This window comes from Gemmatimonadaceae bacterium (assembly GCA_016720905.1).
GTDB lineage: Bacteria > Gemmatimonadota > Gemmatimonadetes > Gemmatimonadales > Gemmatimonadaceae > Gemmatimonas.
On record JADKJT010000007.1, the window covers coordinates 86,229 to 102,814 of the forward strand.

General features: G+C 65.9%; 10 protein-coding genes. 2 read left to right on the top strand and 8 right to left on the bottom strand.

What is annotated here, in order from left to right; all coding sequences use genetic code 11:
- Positions 1 to 350: 350 nt before the first annotated feature.
- From IPP90_07855 to IPP90_07875, 5 genes are all read right to left on the bottom strand, one after another.
- A complete protein-coding gene (locus IPP90_07855; protein MBL0170632.1) occupies positions 351 to 1,448 on the bottom strand; it encodes an acetamidase/formamidase family protein in 1,098 nt (365 codons plus the stop codon).
- Between the two features lie 492 nt (positions 1,449 to 1,940).
- Positions 1,941 to 4,511 carry a vitamin B12-dependent ribonucleotide reductase gene (locus tag IPP90_07860; protein ID MBL0170633.1) on the bottom strand — a complete coding sequence of 857 codons (2,571 nt, stop codon included), beginning with the start codon at positions 4,509 to 4,511 and terminating at the stop codon, positions 1,941 to 1,943.
- A 495-nt stretch (positions 4,512 to 5,006) separates the two neighbouring features.
- The gene (locus tag IPP90_07865) at positions 5,007 to 5,498 is read right to left on the bottom strand and encodes a gamma carbonic anhydrase family protein (GenBank protein MBL0170634.1); all 492 of its coding nucleotides are present in this window, start codon (positions 5,496 to 5,498) and stop codon (positions 5,007 to 5,009) included.
- 152 nt (positions 5,499 to 5,650) lie between these two features.
- Positions 5,651 to 8,632: a PD40 domain-containing protein gene (locus IPP90_07870; protein ID MBL0170635.1), complete on the bottom strand. Its 2,982-nt coding sequence runs from the start codon at positions 8,630 to 8,632 to the stop codon at positions 5,651 to 5,653.
- A complete protein-coding gene (locus tag IPP90_07875; protein ID MBL0170636.1) occupies positions 8,629 to 10,647 on the bottom strand; it encodes an N-acetylmuramoyl-L-alanine amidase in 2,019 nt (672 codons plus the stop codon). Before IPP90_07875 ends, IPP90_07870 begins: the two co-directional genes overlap by 4 nt.
- Positions 10,648 to 10,846: 199 nt before the next feature.
- Here IPP90_07875 and IPP90_07880 point away from each other — a divergent pair, with 199 nt between their 5' ends.
- The gene (locus tag IPP90_07880; protein ID MBL0170637.1) at positions 10,847 to 11,908 is read left to right on the top strand and encodes a serine/threonine-protein phosphatase; all 1,062 of its coding nucleotides are present in this window, start codon (positions 10,847 to 10,849) and stop codon (positions 11,906 to 11,908) included.
- A gap of 82 nt (positions 11,909 to 11,990) precedes the next feature.
- On the opposite strand, the gene IPP90_07885 is transcribed toward IPP90_07880, so the two are convergent.
- The 3 genes from IPP90_07885 to murQ are packed head-to-tail and all read right to left on the bottom strand — an operon-like array spanning position 11,991 to position 15,801.
- On the bottom strand, positions 11,991 to 13,553 hold the full coding sequence (locus IPP90_07885; protein MBL0170638.1) for a hypothetical protein: 1,563 nt from the start codon (positions 13,551 to 13,553) through the stop codon (positions 11,991 to 11,993).
- On the bottom strand, positions 13,550 to 14,752 hold the full coding sequence (locus IPP90_07890) for an anhydro-N-acetylmuramic acid kinase (protein ID MBL0170639.1): 1,203 nt from the start codon (positions 14,750 to 14,752) through the stop codon (positions 13,550 to 13,552). The genes IPP90_07885 and IPP90_07890 overlap by 4 nt, the downstream gene beginning before the upstream one ends.
- Positions 14,749 to 15,801: an N-acetylmuramic acid 6-phosphate etherase gene (gene murQ, locus IPP90_07895; GenBank protein ID MBL0170640.1), complete on the bottom strand. Its 1,053-nt coding sequence runs from the start codon at positions 15,799 to 15,801 to the stop codon at positions 14,749 to 14,751. Before murQ ends, IPP90_07890 begins: the two co-directional genes overlap by 4 nt.
- Here murQ and IPP90_07900 point away from each other — a divergent pair.
- Positions 15,767 to 16,552: a hypothetical protein gene (locus IPP90_07900; GenBank protein MBL0170641.1), complete on the top strand. Its 786-nt coding sequence runs from the start codon at positions 15,767 to 15,769 to the stop codon at positions 16,550 to 16,552. The two genes, murQ and IPP90_07900, sit on opposite strands and share 35 nt — an antisense overlap.
- Positions 16,553 to 16,586: the final 34 nt, after the last annotated feature.

Genomic DNA, 16,586 nt, shown 5'->3' on the forward strand with positions numbered 1-16,586 from the left:
TCGCAGAGGCCGCTGCGGAGGAGCCTCGCCCCCCGCCTGGGATCGGGCACAATTCGTTGAGGCCGAGGAGTGGCGTCGGTCGCCACGAATTGGTGTCAGCAACCGACTGAGTTGGGTCGCATCCAAGTATTCGTCCGCACCATCGCTGCGCAGTGCGCAGTGCGCAGCTCACCGCTCAGCGCCTCATCACCCGCGCCAGCGTAAGGCCGGGGCCGAGGCTCCCCCGCAGCGGCCTCTGCGAGCGTGAGCCAATGCCATCGAAGCGCCACAACGCCCGGCACGCGAAGCAGCAAGCCGCGAAGGGGGAGCCGCGACCCCGGCCGGCCGAACGACGCACAAAACCACCCGACTTAGCGGCGAACGAACAGGCGCTTGGGAATCATGACATGCACCCCCATGGTGCCGTCAACCAGCTGCGTAATGCGCACATCGCACCCCGTGCTCACCAGCATGTACGCATCCTCGCGCGACATCCCCTTCACATCCGCCAGCAACGCAATCGCCTCACCCACCGCCACCTTGGCCGCAACGGTGAGACTGCTGTCCGTCCCCATCGCAATCCAGTGCGTAGCTGTCTCGCCGCGTGGCCACGTGAGCTTCAGGTCTTTTCGCACGATGAACTGAAAGCGCCCGCGCAACGCCGTCTCCAGCGCCGTGATATCCACTTCGCCGTCGCCCTGCGCCGCATGACCATCGCCCGCCTGAAACAACGCACCACGCACGTGCACCGGGATGTACAGAATCGTGCCCGCCACCAGCTCCTTGTTGTCAAGATTTCCAGCATGAACACCCGGCGGCGCGCTGTTCACGCGACCGCGCTCCGGTGCAGGCGCGACACCCATGCTGCCAAAGAACGGATGCAGCGGAATCTCAATTCCAAGCGAATCGGAGAAGTGTCCAATCATGCGCTTCGCATCGAGCGGCACAATGCGACTCTTGGACGCGCCGGGAAACGCCTCTGGCAGAAACCCACTGCGCGGCCCGAATGAGTTGCACGCGAATGGAATGGCCAGATCAACCGCCTTGATGCGCACCTCCAGCACATCGCCGGGCTCCGCACCGTTCACATAAACCGGCCCCGTAAGAATGTGTCCACCCGGTCCGCGTCGCAGCGTCGAATCGCGCACCGCCGCCACAATCGCGCGGTATGCCGGCTCGACCGTGCCCGTGTCCACACCCGGCTGCAACAGCCGCGCGCCGCAGGTGGACACCGCCGAGATCTCCACCTCGTCACCCGATGCCACGCGCAGCACCGGCGTCGACGAAGGATCGTAGCCGCCGTACACCACAGTCTTGGGTGACGCCAGCAGCGTATGTCTTGCGCCAACCGCACGCTCGGACCAGAACGGTCGTGCGGTGCTATTGGCCGGACTGAGCGCTGACCGCGAAGGCCGAGTGACAGCCAACGGTAAGTGCCAGCGAGGCGAGGGCCAAAAGGTTGGTCTCATTGGCAGAAACTAGCACCGCAACACGCGCTTTGACGCAGGCCGGGGCCGAGGCTCCCCCGCAGCGGCCTCTGCGAGCGTGCAACAACATAGAGGCACCGCTCCAATGCCCGGTACGCGAAGCAGCAAGCCGGCCCCCCCCCCGCCCCCCCCCCCCGCCCCCCCCCCCCCCCCCCCCCCCCCCCCCCCCCCGCCCCCCGGCCCCCCCCCCCCCCCCCCCCCCCCCCCCCCCCCCCCCCCCCCCCCCCCCCCCCCCCCCCCCCCCCCCCGCCCCCGCCCCCCCCCCCCCGCCCCCGCCCCCCTCCCCCCGGCCCCCCGGCCCGCCCCCCCCCGCCCCCCCCCCCCCCGCGGCCCCCCCCCCCCCCCCGCCCCCCCCGAAGGGGAGCCTCGGCCCCGGCCGTGCCACACGACAAAAACCGCCGGGTTCAGCAACGAACCCGAGGCCTTCCGCGGCGCGCCCCCCCCCGGCTAAAACACTCAAGCTTCAGCGAGCCCTCACCCGCACTCGCTAAACCCGCACACGTGACACTTCACGCACCCCTCAGCAAACTCCAGCTGACTGCCGCAGTCCGGGCAGGTCCCCATGAACACCTCCCCGCCCGACTTGCCAAACTCCACCTGCTGCTGTTCCCCGCCTGACATGGGCGGACGTGTGATCGGCACACCACCCACCGGCGTCGCCATCGGCGGCAGCAGCGAACTCACCGGCGACGCACCAACCGACGAACCACCCGACAACAGGTCCTGCTGCACGCCCTGCTTGTCTCTCCACCACTGTTCCAGCGCGATACCCACCGCGTCCGGCATCGACAGCACCTTGTTCGGCCCCAGACCCACCGCGCGATCCGACGAAATCCCGCGCAGTTGACGGTGCACTTCCATGAGCGGAATCCCGCTTCGTAGCGCGAGCGACACCAACCGTCCAATGGCCTCAGCATCGGCCATGGCTGACCCGCCCGCCTTGCCGAGGTTCAGGAACAGTTCAAACGGCTGCCCCTTCTCGTCTTCGGTGATGTTCACGAACATGATGCCCAGCGGCGTTTCCTTGCGGATGGTGGTACCGCGCATCACTTCCGGGCGCGAGCGCTTGCCACGACGCGACGCGCTCTCGGCTTCCGCGCTGAACAACGCCTTCTGCGTGCGCTCGAGTTCGTTCTGCAACTCGGCCATCGCGCCCTGCAGTTCACCCAACTCACGACGCAACGCACCGGCTTCCTTGTCCGCCTTGGGCGCGTCGCCCGCCTGCGCACTCTTCGCATCTTCACGCTTGGCCGCAGCATCGGTCGTCGCACCAGTGCTCAACACCTGGTTGTCGCGCGAGCCATCGCGATACACCGTGACGCCCTTGCACTTCATGTCGTACGCCATCTCGTAGATGGCGCGCACATCATCAACCGTGGCCGCAAAACCGAAGTTGGTGGTCTTGGAAATGGCCGAGTCGCAGTGCTGCTGGAACGCCGCCTGCATGCGGATGTGGTATTCCGGCGAGATGTTGTTGGCCGTGTTGAACACCGCCTGCCACTTGGCCGGCACTTCGTTGTGCTTGACGGTGCCGGTTTTCGCGATGCGCTCCATGAGTTCGTCGCTGTACCAGCCTTCAGTCTTGGCGATGGCGATGAAGTCCTCGTTCACGTCGGGCATCATCACGCCGGCCTGATTGCGCATGAACGCCACGGCAAACAACGGCTCAAGGCCCGACGAACACCCGGCAATGATGGAGATGGTGCCGGTGGGCGCCACGGTGGTGACGTTGCAGTTGCGCAGCATCTGCATGGGGCGGATGCGCTGGCCGTTCTCGTCACGCGAGCAGGTTTCATCGGGACCAAAGATGGACTGCGCCCATTCGGGGAACGCGCCACGCTCCTTGGCCAGCCGCTCGCTTTCCTTCTTCCCTTCCACATCGAGATACTCCATCACCTTGCGGCCCATCTCGATGCCTTCGGCACTGTCATACGGGATGCCCATGCGCACCAGCATGTCGGCAAAGCCCATCACGCCCAGGCCAATACGACGGATGCGCTTGGACAGCGCGTCGATTTCCGGGAGCGGGTACTTGTTGACGTCAATGATGTTGTCGAGGAAATGCGTGCTGAGCGCGATATCACGCTTGAACGCATCCCAATCCATCACGCCATTGATCACGTAGTGCCCGACGTTCACCGAGCCCAGGTTGCACACGTCGTACGGCAGCAGCGGCTGCTCGCCGCACGGATTGGTGGCTTCGTAGCTTCCCAGCTGCGGCACCGGGTTGTAGCGGTTGGCTTCGTCAATGAAGAACACCCCCGGCTCGCCCGTGCGCCACGCCCCCACGATCATCTTGTCCCACACCTCGCGCGCGCGCAGCTGACCGGTCACCTGCTTCGTGCTCTGATCGTACAGATCGTAGTTGGTGTCGGCCTTCACGGCCTCCATGAACTTGGTGGTGATGCCGACCGAGATATTGAAGTTGGTGATCTTGGTGAGGTCTTCCTTGCACGCGATGAACTCCATCACGTCCGGATGATCCACCCGCAAGATGCCCATGTTGGCGCCGCGACGCGTGCCGCCCTGCTTCACCGCGTCGGTGCTGGCGTCATACAACTGCATGAACGAGATGGGGCCCGACGCCACACCCGTGGTGGAACGCACCATCGCGCCGCGTGAGCGCAGCCGCGAGAACGAGAAGCCCGTACCGCCGCCCGACTGATGAATGAGCGCCATCGCGCGCAGCGTGTCGTAGATACCGCTCTGTCCATTGGACAGCGCATCATCCACCGGCAACACGAAGCACGCTGACAGCTGTCCCAACGGACGGCCGGCATTCATGAGCGTGGGCGAGTTGGGCTCGAACCGACGCTGCGTCATGAGGAAGTAGAACTCCTCGGCCAACGCCTGCACGCCGCCATCGCTGGCACCGTAGCGGCGATCGGCTTCCGCGACCACCGTCGCAACACGCCAGAACATGTCTTCCGGCTTCTCGACGGGCTTACCCGACTTGTCCTTTACCAGATAACGCTTTTCCAGCACCGTCCGCGCATTCGCTGACAGCGTAACAGGACCTTCCGGGGGTGTCGCGGTAAAGGGCATTCGTAACTCCTACAGTGTTGTCGGGGGGCGGGACAGCGGACTACGCGAGGCTGATTTGGGAGCGTCCCCAAACCACGGTGGGGTGCCGAGCGGGGGCGAATGGTGCGTTGGTTCGTGAAGCCGCGCAAGTCACTCCGTAACGCGTTGCAGTGATACAGCTTGCGTATTGTAGATCACGGAATTGTGTGACACGCCACTTTATCCACCAAGCTCGGCGCTGTGATACCGATACAAAACGATGATCCAGATGCAGCCTCATCCGTGACACGGATGTGACACGCAATTGGCAATGAAGACAGTAACATAACTCATTTCCTGCCAATCTGTTAGGACACTTTGCCCGATCGACTGTCGCGCACTAACGCGTCACCAATCGGTCAGGGTGACGCCGCCCATTTTCTGGCAAGGATCACGAAATTTCCGCGCACGCGGTGCGGTTTTTGCCTGCACTCACATCGGCGGCACCCATTTGCCCGCAATCCCGTACAAAATCCGTCAGCGACGCGGGATATCGCCCCGGCGATACTGCTCCTTGAGGCCCGCATAGCGCGCCGCGTTCTCGATGATGGCCGCCCGCTGATCCGCACTCACCTGGCGCACCACTTTGGCCGGCACCCCCAATACCATCGACCCCGGCGGGATCTGCATCCCTTCGGTTACCACCGCACCAGCGCCGATGATCGATCCCGCGCCCACCCGCACGCGATTGAGCAACACAGCTCCCATCCCCACCAGCACCCCGTCCTCCAGCACCGTGCCATGCACCACCGCGCGATGACCGATCACGCAGTCCTCCCCTACAATGGTCGGCACCCCTTCATCCGCATGTATCACGGCGCCGTCCTGCACATTGCTGCGCGCCCCGATGGTGATAGGCTCGACATCGCCGCGAATCACCGCGGTCGGCCACACGGAGACATCGTCGCCCAGCGTGACTCGGCCCAGCACAACGGCGGTTTCGTGAATCCAGGGAGCGGCCACGGGGATCTCGGGGGGAGTGAAGACGGGTGAGGGGAGACGGAAGACGGGAGACGGAAGACGGGAGACATCCAACCGGCCGCGAGCAGTCGACGAGACGTCTCCCGTCTCCCGTCTCCAATCTCCCGTCTTCCCCACACCGTCGCCAGCCAACACAGCGATCAGAACACCGACCCCAGCGTCACATAGAACGCGCCGTGTCGCGATATGCCTCGTGGCGCGGCGTACGGCGCGGCCGCACCAATGCGCAGCCGATAGGGGGAGTCGTACTGCACGGCGAGGTCCAGTACCAACTCCGCGCCCGCGGATGCAATCCACCCATCGCGCTCACCGGGACGCTCGCACAACCCCGTCTGCCGCCTGGCCAGTGCCGCCGGACACCACGCGCGCGCCGCGTCGCTGAACAGCGTGACCGACAGTTTGTCCGCAAACAGCGTGAACGGCCCCGGCGCATCGCGCAGCAGTATCAACGGCGCGCGATACTCCACGCTGCCGCCCAAGGCGCGTGCGCCGTACTGCGCGCCGGGCGCCACGCCGCGCACCGGGAACGTGCGACCTGGATCGCCCACCACCAAACCCGGCAGCAGTTCCGTCGACACACCACTCACGCCACCGACACTCAGCTCGGTCGACGAGTTATCCCCGATGGTCGATGCCGCGACACGCCCCATCAACACGTGACGTGAAAATCCCGGCAGGTTGAGCGGCAGATAGCCGCGCAACGTCCCGTTGTGTCGCCACGAGCCGGTGGTCGACGGCGCATCGTCGCGCCACCGATAGTTGGTCGACACCGATGCCACCACACCTTCCTCCACCGAAATGCCACACGCACCGCGACGCGCCGTGCTGATTGACGCACTGGCAAAGGCGCTGGGATACCGCGTGCCGCGACGCAGCAGTCCCGTCGGAGGCCCCAGCAGGGCATCGATATCGGACGAGAAGTCGCGCACCTCATACTGCACACCCAGCGTGCCGTTCACACCCGTACGGATGCGCGGCACAGACCATACGCTGGCCAGCGTGTGAAACCGCCGTCGACGCGCAAGGAACCCCAGCGTCGTACCCGCCGTATCGGTCACGCGAAACGTGGCATCCCAGGCCTGCGACCAGGACACATCCAACACCGGCACGCCGATGCCCCGATAGCGATAAGCCGCCGCCGCGTCGGTTTCGCCGCGGTCGGGATCGACCAGCACATTGGCCACCCAATCGTGTCGCTCCAGAATGTCGCTGCCGCTGGTCGACACGCCGTACGTCGCCTGTCCCTGGCGACCGGTGCCCGCCGACGGCAACCAGTAGCGCGGCCACAACTGCCGCACCGCCTGATACCGTCCAAATGCACCCACCGTCGGCAACACCGTATCCGACGCACCGCGCACCACATTCGTGCGCGGATACCAGAGGTTGCGCGCCATCGCTCCCATCGTGTCCAGTGGCGCCACTGATACCACGAATCCATTCTCGCGATAGCGCAGCGCCGCCACCAATCGGCCATCGGGCGACACGCTGGGCTGATACACGCCGGTGGTGACGGCACTGGCGACACGCACCTCTTCACGCTCCTCGCGCCAGCGCAACGTATCCAGCGGCGCGGTCGCCGCGGCCACCGGCGCCGTTTCCAACTGCATGCGGCCGCTCCGGTCGCTGCTCCACACCAATCGTCGTGCATCAGGCGTAAACGACGGCGACGCGAACACTGCGCGTGCGCCGGTGACGATCTGCTGTGTGTGTCCCAAAGAATCCATCACCACGATGCGTTCCTCGCCGGTGGGCAGGAATTGCACCGCCACCATTCGGGAACCGTCGGGCGACCAGCGCGGATCGGCCCACGTGTGTTCCGTCCGCAACGTCCTCACTCGGCCCGCCGAGTCCACGCGCACCAGGTGCGTGGCGGCCGCCGCCAGTTGAATGGCCACGATGGCGCCGTCACGACGGACATCCGGTTGCACCAGCCGTGCGCCGTTGGTGAGACGCCGTTCGTGAGACCCGGTGCCACGATACAAATCGCTGCGCAGTTCATACGGATTGCGGTAGTCAATCTGCGCAAACACCGTGCTGTCGCCGCGACCAGTTGGCGCGTTCACATCCAATCCGTTGCGACGCGCCACGCGCGATACCTTGCCCGGCGCGCGTACATCGGCCACAAACAGCCCCGTCACATCGCGACCGTTGCTGGCCGTCCACACCACGGTGTCCGGCGACTGCCAGCGCGGTGATTCCGCATACCACCCATCGTGCGTGAGCGCCCGCCACGGCGCATCGCCGGCGCTGTCCAGCGTTGCCACCAACACGCGTAACGAATCACGCATCGCGTCAAACTGTCTTGAAAACGACACGCCAAAACCAATGCGCGACGCGCGATCAAGGAAGAACGGAATCGGCGTGTAGGCCGTCGTCTCCACGAAACGTCGCATGCTGGTGTCGCCACCAACACGCGATGCGTGCTCCATCAGCAGCGCGCCATACGCGTACGCGGTCTGGCCCTGCGGAAAACGCGAGGTGGCCAGACTCCAGCGGCGAATGGGCGGCAACGCCTGTTCACGAGCCGCCGCACGGGCCACCGTGCGCGACTCGGTGCTCACCAAACGACCACTGCCGGCAAGCGCAGTTTCATAGTGGACCGCCAGCCCTTCCTTGACCCAACTGGGCGTAAGGCTGTTGGGGAAGAAGATGGGGTTGCGGCCAAACACCCATCGTCCGGCACGCCACAGTCCGCGCGCCCGGTCGATATGAAAGATGTGCGCCAGCTCGTGCGTGATGACCAGACGCAACCAATCATCGTGAAAACGCAATTCGGTCGAGCCAATCGGCGGTACGGCGTAGATCACCACGCGATTGGTGGGGAACACCTGCGCAAATCCGTTGCTGAAGTCGACGTTGTCGGCAATCAACAGGTCGATCGGTCCGGCCGGTGCCGTCAGCTCGCGCGCCAACTGTGCGTACGCCACCTCGGCAATCGCGGCCGCGCGACGCGCCAACGGCTCCTGATCGGCACGGGCGTGCACACGCAGATGCGTGGTGGCCAGCGTGCGCATGGCGCCGCGTGGATCGACCTGGGCGTGCGCGGGCGTGGAGTCGCCGACTACCAGAGCCAGTAGACAGCAGACGGCTAGACGGGAGACGGGCGACGTCCGGGACGTCATGGGGTGGACAGAGTGCGAAAGTAGGCTTCCAGTCCGTCGGCAATGGCGGTCGCATAGCGCATCAGAAAATCCGGATTGCGCATGGCCGCTTCCTGTTCCGGCATCATGACGAATAGTCCCTCCGTCAATACCGATGGATACCAGGTGGGACGCGCCACGGCGAGATTCTGATAGTGCACGCCCAGATCGCGCAAACCAAAACTCGCGGTCAGCGCCGATTGCACGGGTCGCGCCAGTGGCTCGCTGGACTGATGATAGAACAGGGTGCTGGTCCCGTTCGCACTGAATGGATTGACACCGTCCGGCAGCGCATTCAGGTGAATGGACACAAACGCGTGCGCGTTCATGCGACGCGCCGCCACCGCGCGTTCGGTGAGTCCCACTGGCGCAAGTGTTTCACGGGTGAGCACGGGCGTCGCGCCGCGGGTGCGCAGCAACTCGAACAACAGTTCGCCAACCGGCAGCACCGCATCGCCCTCATACAAACCGGTGGGTCCCGTGGCACCGGCGGGCGGGTGACCCGGATCCACCGCGATGGTGAGTCCGGCCAGCGGACGCAACGGATCAATGACCGGCAGTCGACGGATGCGCAGCACGAAGGCGCGACGACTTTCGTCCCACAGCGACAACCATCCGTACACAGGCTGCGACAAGGTGAAGGTCACGCGCACCCGGTTGCTCCCCACCTGATCCCAGCTCATCCGACGTATCAACGTATCGTTGCCCAGTATCGGCGAGATGTCCGGATTGGCCTGCACGCCGTACATCGTCAGCACCAGCGTGCGTCCGTCTGGTTCCACCAGGAAGGCCGGTCGTTCACCCATCGTGATGCTGACGTCCACCCAGTCTCGCGACGGCGTCACGCGCAGGCCGCCGGTCACGCGCTTCGGCATCGCGCTCCCCTCCGGGAGTGCGACAATGTCCTCGTTGGCCACCCATACATCCAGCGCGTCGTCCAGTCTCACCCGCGTCGAGCCGTTCTGTCGTCCGGTGATGTCCAGCACGGTGCCGGGGAGCAGCAGCCACTTGTACGTCCCATCGGGCACCGTTCGCGCATTCACCACATGGTCGGTGTCACTCCCCACCAGGTTGGTGCTGCGTAACACCCCCAACAGCCGCTCGCTCGGCGCAGGCGTTTGCACCACCGGGACGGTCAGTCGCGTCGTGTCGACACCGCGAACCGCCACTATGCGCGAAGCAGTTACCAGTTGGGCTGCCGGCACATCGGTGGCGAACGTGAGACCCACATCGCGGTCGGCGGCAACCGCGCTATCCAGCGTCACCTCTGCACTCACGGGAGCGCGCGCGCCAAGCGCGGCCTGTCGAGCGGTCGACTGAATCCGTGTCAGGGGGATCATCGGTCGACGTGATCCATCAGCAAGCTCCAGCTGCAGGCGCGCATTCGCGGCCGCCCGCACGCTGACACGAATCCACTCGGTGGCAGTGGCTCGCAGTCCACGAGCCGGCAACACCGACGTGCTGTCCAGCAGTCGCGATCCCGTACTCGACAGAACCACCCGAGCGGGGTACCGCACGGTGAGGGATCGACGCAGCACTTCGTCGCCGCGGCTCACCACCAACTCGTATCGCGGGGCGGCTACCGGAGGGTTGGCAAGCCACGCAATGAAGGCCCCGTTGGGCGCGACCGGAACGGCCACGCCATTGATGGACAACGTGGCATCGCCGGACCCCACACTCCCCAGAACAAAGTTGGAATCGCGACTGGCAATGACCTGATTCTCACTCGGGTATTGCACGTGCGTCGCGAGGGCTGCGCCGGATACCACAGGGACCGGCGGCAGCCCGATAGGTACCGGCAGCGCGCGCGCCGGCATGGCCGTTGACGTTGGCGGTTGATTCGGGCGCGACGCCGCCGTCGAGCCGGTGGAGGATGGACCCGCCGTCCGACAGGCGCTTGCGGCCACCAGCAGGGCGGCACAGATAGTGCCATTCAGCCGACGCCGGTGTCGTCCGGTGGGCCACGGCGTGCGCGAGGTCTTGCATCGGAATGACATGGATGCAAGCTGACCCATAGCCATTGTGCCGTCCAGCGGGCTATTTGACCGGACTGACTCATTGGGACCATCTTTCCTTATGGGTCAATTTGTAGTTCGTTGGCATCCGACTCCTGTGACCGTACCAAAACCAGATGACCCTTCGCTCCGTAGGGAGTTCACCTGCCTCGGCTCGCCTCATGATTCGCCGCATGAATCTGTGACCGTTTCTGCCCCAAACTCCCAGCTTCCGTCTTCCAACGGTGAGTCGCGCATTGTCGCGCGCGTCTTCGCGTTGACTGACGTGGGGCGCTCGCGCGAGCACAACGAGGACGCCTTTCTGGTGGCCGACCTCGAGTCGGGCGAACCCGTCGGCTTTGATGCGGCCCCCCACGGCCTCACCGCAAATGCGCACGGCCTGTTGTTCCTGGTGGCCGACGGCATGGGTGGCGCCGCGTCCGGTGAACTGGCCAGCAGCATGGCCTCCGACGCGGTCCTCGACGTCATGCGCGAGGAATGGCGCGACCTCACGGGGCCCACGTCCGATGCATTCGCCACCGCCTTGCGCGACGCGACCATCACGGCCAACGGGCGCATTCACAGCTTCGCGCGGGAGAATCCCGAACATCGGGGGATGGGGACCACCGCCACGATTGCGGGATTGTTCGGCGACACGATCTACGTGGCACAAGTTGGCGACAGTCGCGCGTATCTGTTGCGCGATGGCAGCGCCAAACAACTCACCAAGGACCAGTCGCTCATGCAGCGGCTCGTCGAGGCCGGTGAGATGACGCAGGAACAAGCAGAGGCCAGCGACCGCCGCAATATCATTCTGCAGGCACTTGGCCCCGAGCCCCATGTCACCATCGATCTCACCCATCAGCAGTTGCGACGTGGTGACACGCTGATCCTGTGCAGCGACGGGCTCTCGGGACTGGTGCGCGTTGATGAGATGGCCCGCATTGCCTCCGAATCACCCAGCGTCGACGTGATGTGCCAGCGACTGATTGATCGGGCCAATGAACTGGGCGGGCCGGACAACATCACGGTGATCGCCGCGACGTTCGAAGGCGGCGCACTCGATACGAAGATCGACGGCGACGCGGTGGGCTACAACACGTACCCGCTGGCGGGGACGCTCAATCACGATACGGCCGAGGAGCCGCTGCCGCCGCCGTCGCTCAAGTCGCGACTGCGCAGTGACCCCACGCCACGCTATGGCACACCGGCACCCACGGCGGCTGCTCTGGAAGAAGAGTTCGCGCGGGCGCGCGAGGCCTAGGACGAAGCGGCGCTGGGCGCTCCCGAGGAGGTGGTCGAGGCGCGTCGCCGCAAGGTGGAACCGGTCTATTTCGTTCTGGTGCTCATCGCGATTGCCGCCGTGATGTGGCTGCTGGTCCGATTGCTGAAGAAATAGCGGTGTCCAACGTCAGGTGTCGTTGGCCTACGACACCTTGCGCGTCTTGAGCAGCGCTCGCGCTGCCGCCTGCTGCATCACCCGATCGCCGCTCCACGCGACGAGCGTTGGCACCGCGAAGGGCAGCTGCGCCGCGAATCGCGGGTCGCCGCACCCCACCACAATGGCGTCGCGCTGGAGTGCGCGCGCCGTGCTCAACCAGGTCGCGCACGCGCGCCACCGATGACGGCAACAGCGTCGAGCGCGACTTCATGGGCAGGTAGTCGGAGAAGAGTCCGATAACCAGCGGCCCGCCGCTGGCGACCGTCGGCTCGGACGCATCGCGCGCATCGTGCCCGCCGGCCCGCAACGCGTCGGACAGCGCGGTGGTGGCAACCATGGCGGTATTCACGTCGATGTCGTCATCCACAATGACCACTTCAGTGACCGTCCCCAGTGCGGGGAGCGGCCCGCTCGTCACGCGCAACACGCGATCGGCGAGCAAGGCGCCCCACGCCGTGTCGGCGCCGCTCGGTCGTCGCCAGTCGTTGGGCGGTGACGCCCACTGCGCCCATTTGAGTCGCCGACGCATAGCCTGCCGAATCCGCTCCGGCTCCAGCGTCCCGTCGCTCGCCGCACGCTCCAGTGCGTCCAGCGTCGATTCCAGATTCCCCGGATCAAGCAGCACATCACAGCCCGCGCGCAACGCCAGCACGGCCGCGCGGGCGACGTCGTGCCCCTGCAACACGCCGGCCATCGTCAGCGCGTCGGAGACAATCAGGTGGTCGTACTTGAGTTGCTGACGCAGCAGCCACTGCAGCATCTCGCGTGAGAGCGTCGCCGGTTCCCCGCTGGAGTCAAGCGCGGTGTACGCGACATGCGCCGTCATCATGCTCGCCACCCCTGCGCTGATGGCGGCGCGGAACGGGTGCAGGTCCTGCTCTTTCAGCTGATCGGCGGCAAAGGCGATGACCGGCAGCGTGAGCGACGGATCGTTCGTGACCCGGCCGATCCCCGGGAAGTGCTTCGCACATGCCAACACACCTTCGGCCTGGCACGCCTCAATCCACGCGGTGACCAACGTTGCCACGGCGCGCGCATCGCTGCCCATCGAGCGCGTGCCGACTATCGGATTCTCGGCCAACAGATCGAGATCGCACACCGGCGCCAGATTCCAGTTGACACCCATCGTGCGTGCTTCGCGCGCCGTCAGTCGCGCAGCACGGCGCAGCGACTCGATGTCGCCGAGTGCCACGATGGCTGCCAGCGGGGGCAGTCCGGTGGCGCCGGAGAATTGCTGTCCCGCGCCGCGCTCCAGATCGGCGGCAATGAGCAGACGATGCTTCGACTTGATCTGCAGATCTTTGGCCAGCGCCCGCACGACGTCCTGCTCACCGCCCACCAGCTGAAACCCGCCCACGCCAAGTTCGAGCGCCGCATCAATGCCGGGACGTGCATCGGCGAATCCGCGCCCGGGGGTCCAGTGCACGACCGGCACCAGCAGTTGTGCGAGGTCGCGACGCGTGCTCATGTGGCGGGCGTATAGTGGCCCAGCGTGCGAGCCCCGCGCGAGCCGGTGGCCCCGGGAACATTGCCGCTGCGTCCGGTGAGATGCAAATACCCCAGCAGCGCGAAGGCTACCGCTTCCTTGGCTTCACCGTCAAAGTACAGATCGTCGAAGCGCGCTACACGCATGGCACCTTCCGCGCGTGACGACGTCGCATGTGCCAGCGCGTCAGCCATGGCGCGCAGCAACGTCGGGTTCTTCGCGCCACCACCCGCCACCACCACTTCGCGCACCGGCTCGGGCAGGAACCGCGCATACTGGTCGGCGATGCTCCGTGCCGTGAACGCCGTGGCCGTGGCAATGATGTCTTCATCGCGCACGGCGTCGCGGCCGGCCTGGCATCGGGTCATGAAGGCGTCGATGTACTCGCGCGAAAACCACTCGCGCCCCGTGCTCTTGGGCGGCTCCTCGCGAAAGAACGGCGCGTCAAGCAGTTCGGCAACCACCGCGTCAATGGGAGTACCGGCCCGCGCCAGCGCCCCATCGCGGTCGTACGGCAGCTCGGGGCGCAACGCGCGCGTGACCGCATCGATGATCACCACGCCGGGTCCGGTATCGAACGCCCGCACGGCGCGCACATCGTCCGATTGCCCGGCCGACCTTGGCGGCACGACCGTCACATTGCCGATGCCGCCCAGATTCTGGAGTGCCCGCCATTCCGTCGCATGCGCAAACAGGCGGGCATCCGCCATGGGGACCAACGGGGCACCCTGACCACCCGCCGCCACGTCACGCGCACGAAAGTCGGCCACCACGGCGCATCCCGTGCGCTCGGCAATGCGTGAGGCATCGCCGAGCTGCCACGTACTGTGTGGAGGTTCATGCCACACCGTGTGCCCGTGCGAGGCAATGGCCGCCACATCGGTGCGCGCCACGCCGGCGTCCGCGAGGGCCATCACCGCCGCATCCGCCAGCCAGTCGCCCAGATCCGCATGCAAGCGACAGTATTCGCGTGCCGTGCCGTGTCGCATCGATGATTCGAGACGCTCGCGCTCCGTCACCGAGTAGGCGCGTTGCGTGAACGCCAGCATGGTGGTCTCGATGCGACCGTCGGCGGTATCGACAAAGCGCACCACGCACGCCGAGATGCCATCCAGCGACGTCCCGGACATGAGACCCACGAGCACGGCACCCGATTGCGGATTGATGATGGGGCGCGTCATTCGTTGACCGGCGGCGGCGCGTGCGGGATGACGCGCCGGATCACGCCGCCAGCCTGCGCAAGATGGGCTGCCGCCTCGACGGCCTCGATACCCAGCGCGTGCATCACGATGGCCAGTTTCACCGCTCCACCGGCGCGTGTCAGCAGATCGCGCGCCGCCTCGCGCGACACCAGCGACACCTCCATGACGATGCGTTCGGCGCGATCGGCCAACTTCGAATTCGTGGCGCGCAAATCGACCATCAGGTTTCCGTAGCTCTTGCCCACCCGGATCATGGCGCCGGTGGTGATCATGTTGCACACCAGCTTCGTGGCGGTGCCCGCCTTGAGCCGTGTCGAACCCGTGAGCACTTCGGGGCCCACGACCGGCAGGATCATGATATCGGCCACGGCACGCATCGCCGGCGGCGGCTCACTGCACGCGATGAGCGCCGTGGTCGCACCGAGCGCGCGCGCGCGCGACAACGCGCCACGCACGAATGGTGTGGTACCGGACGCGGCGATCCCGACCACGACATCGCCTGCGGTGACCGCATTCGCGTCCATGACGTCGGCGCCGGCGTCGGGATCGTCTTCGGCGCCTTCGATTGGCGTCCGCAACGCCACATCACCGCCGGCGATGAGCCCCACGACCATGGCGGGATCCGTGCCGAACGTCGGCGGACACTCACTGGCATCGAGCACACCGAGTCGCCCGGAGGTTCCCGCGCCGATGTACAACAGGCGGCGATCGGCGCGGAACGCCTGCTCGACCACGCTGATCGTGCGCGCGATGGCGTCCCGCTGTGTCGCGACCAGATCGGCGACACCACGATCTTCCGCGCTCATCAGATCGACGATCGCCTCCGCCGATGCGAGATCGATGTCGACGGTTCGCGGATTGCGACGTTCGGTGACGCGTGGATCCAGCGTCTGTGCGGGCACGAGAAGGATTGGGGGAAACTGTCGCCAGTGTCGCACCCCGACTACCTTCCACGATACCGGCGCGATCTGATGCCGAAACTTACGAGTCCGAATGCGCGAACCGCAAGCCGCATCGACACTTGGCATCGTGCGTCACGCATGGCGTCGTGTGTCCCCCCCGTTCCGACGTCGCACTGGCGTCCATCGCATCGGCACCTTCGCGGTCGCCACGATGCTTGCCATCGGCGCGCTCATGCCGACATGCCTGCAGGGACAGATTCGTCGGCCGGTCGACACGGGCCCGAACTATGGCTGGTGGCTGTCGGGAGGTGCCGGGTCGGCCTCCATCAGCACCGATATCACCGACGGCGTTTCCCGAAGCAAGTGGCATTTCGGCAGCGACCCGCTGTGGCAGTATCGCGCGACGCTCGAGAAAGCGATCGACGAATTCACCACGCTGGGTATCGCCGCCGGATACGGCCCCGTGGATGTGCTCCTCTCATCCATCGCCGGCGGCGCCAATGGCAAATTGCCCGCCGCCTGTCAGGTGAGCTGCGCGGCCACCACCGAGCTGTGGTCGGGTATGGTGCAATTCCGTTCGGGAGGCGGAACGGGCTTCCACACCCTGTTCGAGGCCAGCGGCGGCGGCACCGCATTTCGCAACTTCAAGACCAAGACCGACGCAATCGCCATCCCGGGCATTAAGAGCAGCCTCGACCTGTCGGGCACACTGGGTGCCGGATTCGGTTATCCCCTCTCGCCGGGCATGGTGATCGCGCTGGTGCAAGACTTCGGCATCGGCTTTCACACCAAGGCTGAGCTGCCAGAGGGCACCGGCCGGTCGTGGCGCATGCGGAACACGCGCGCCTCGCTGCGCATCAGGTTCGGGGGTCGCTGAAGCTGGATAGACGGGACACTGGAGACGGAAAGAC

Bases quoted from the DNA above. Each gene is read 5' to 3' on its own strand.
- IPP90_07860 (MBL0170633.1), bottom strand. From the start codon at position 4,511: ATGCCCTTTACCGCGACACCCCCGGAAGGTCCTGTTACGCTGTCAGCG.
- IPP90_07875 (MBL0170636.1), bottom strand. From the start codon at position 10,647: ATGTCATTCCGATGCAAGACCTCGCGCACGCCGTGGCCCACCGGACGA.
- IPP90_07870 (MBL0170635.1), bottom strand. From the start codon at position 8,632: ATGACGTCCCGGACGTCGCCCGTCTCCCGTCTAGCCGTCTGCTGTCTA.
- IPP90_07890 (MBL0170639.1), bottom strand. From the start codon at position 14,752: ATGACGCGCCCCATCATCAATCCGCAATCGGGTGCCGTGCTCGTGGGT.
- IPP90_07900 (MBL0170641.1), top strand. From the start codon at position 15,767: ATGCGCGAACCGCAAGCCGCATCGACACTTGGCATCGTGCGTCACGCA.
- IPP90_07855 (MBL0170632.1), bottom strand. From the start codon at position 1,448: ATGAGACCAACCTTTTGGCCCTCGCCTCGCTGGCACTTACCGTTGGCT.
- IPP90_07885 (MBL0170638.1), bottom strand. From the start codon at position 13,553: ATGAGCACGCGTCGCGACCTCGCACAACTGCTGGTGCCGGTCGTGCAC.
- murQ (MBL0170640.1), bottom strand. From the start codon at position 15,801: ATGCCAAGTGTCGATGCGGCTTGCGGTTCGCGCATTCGGACTCGTAAG.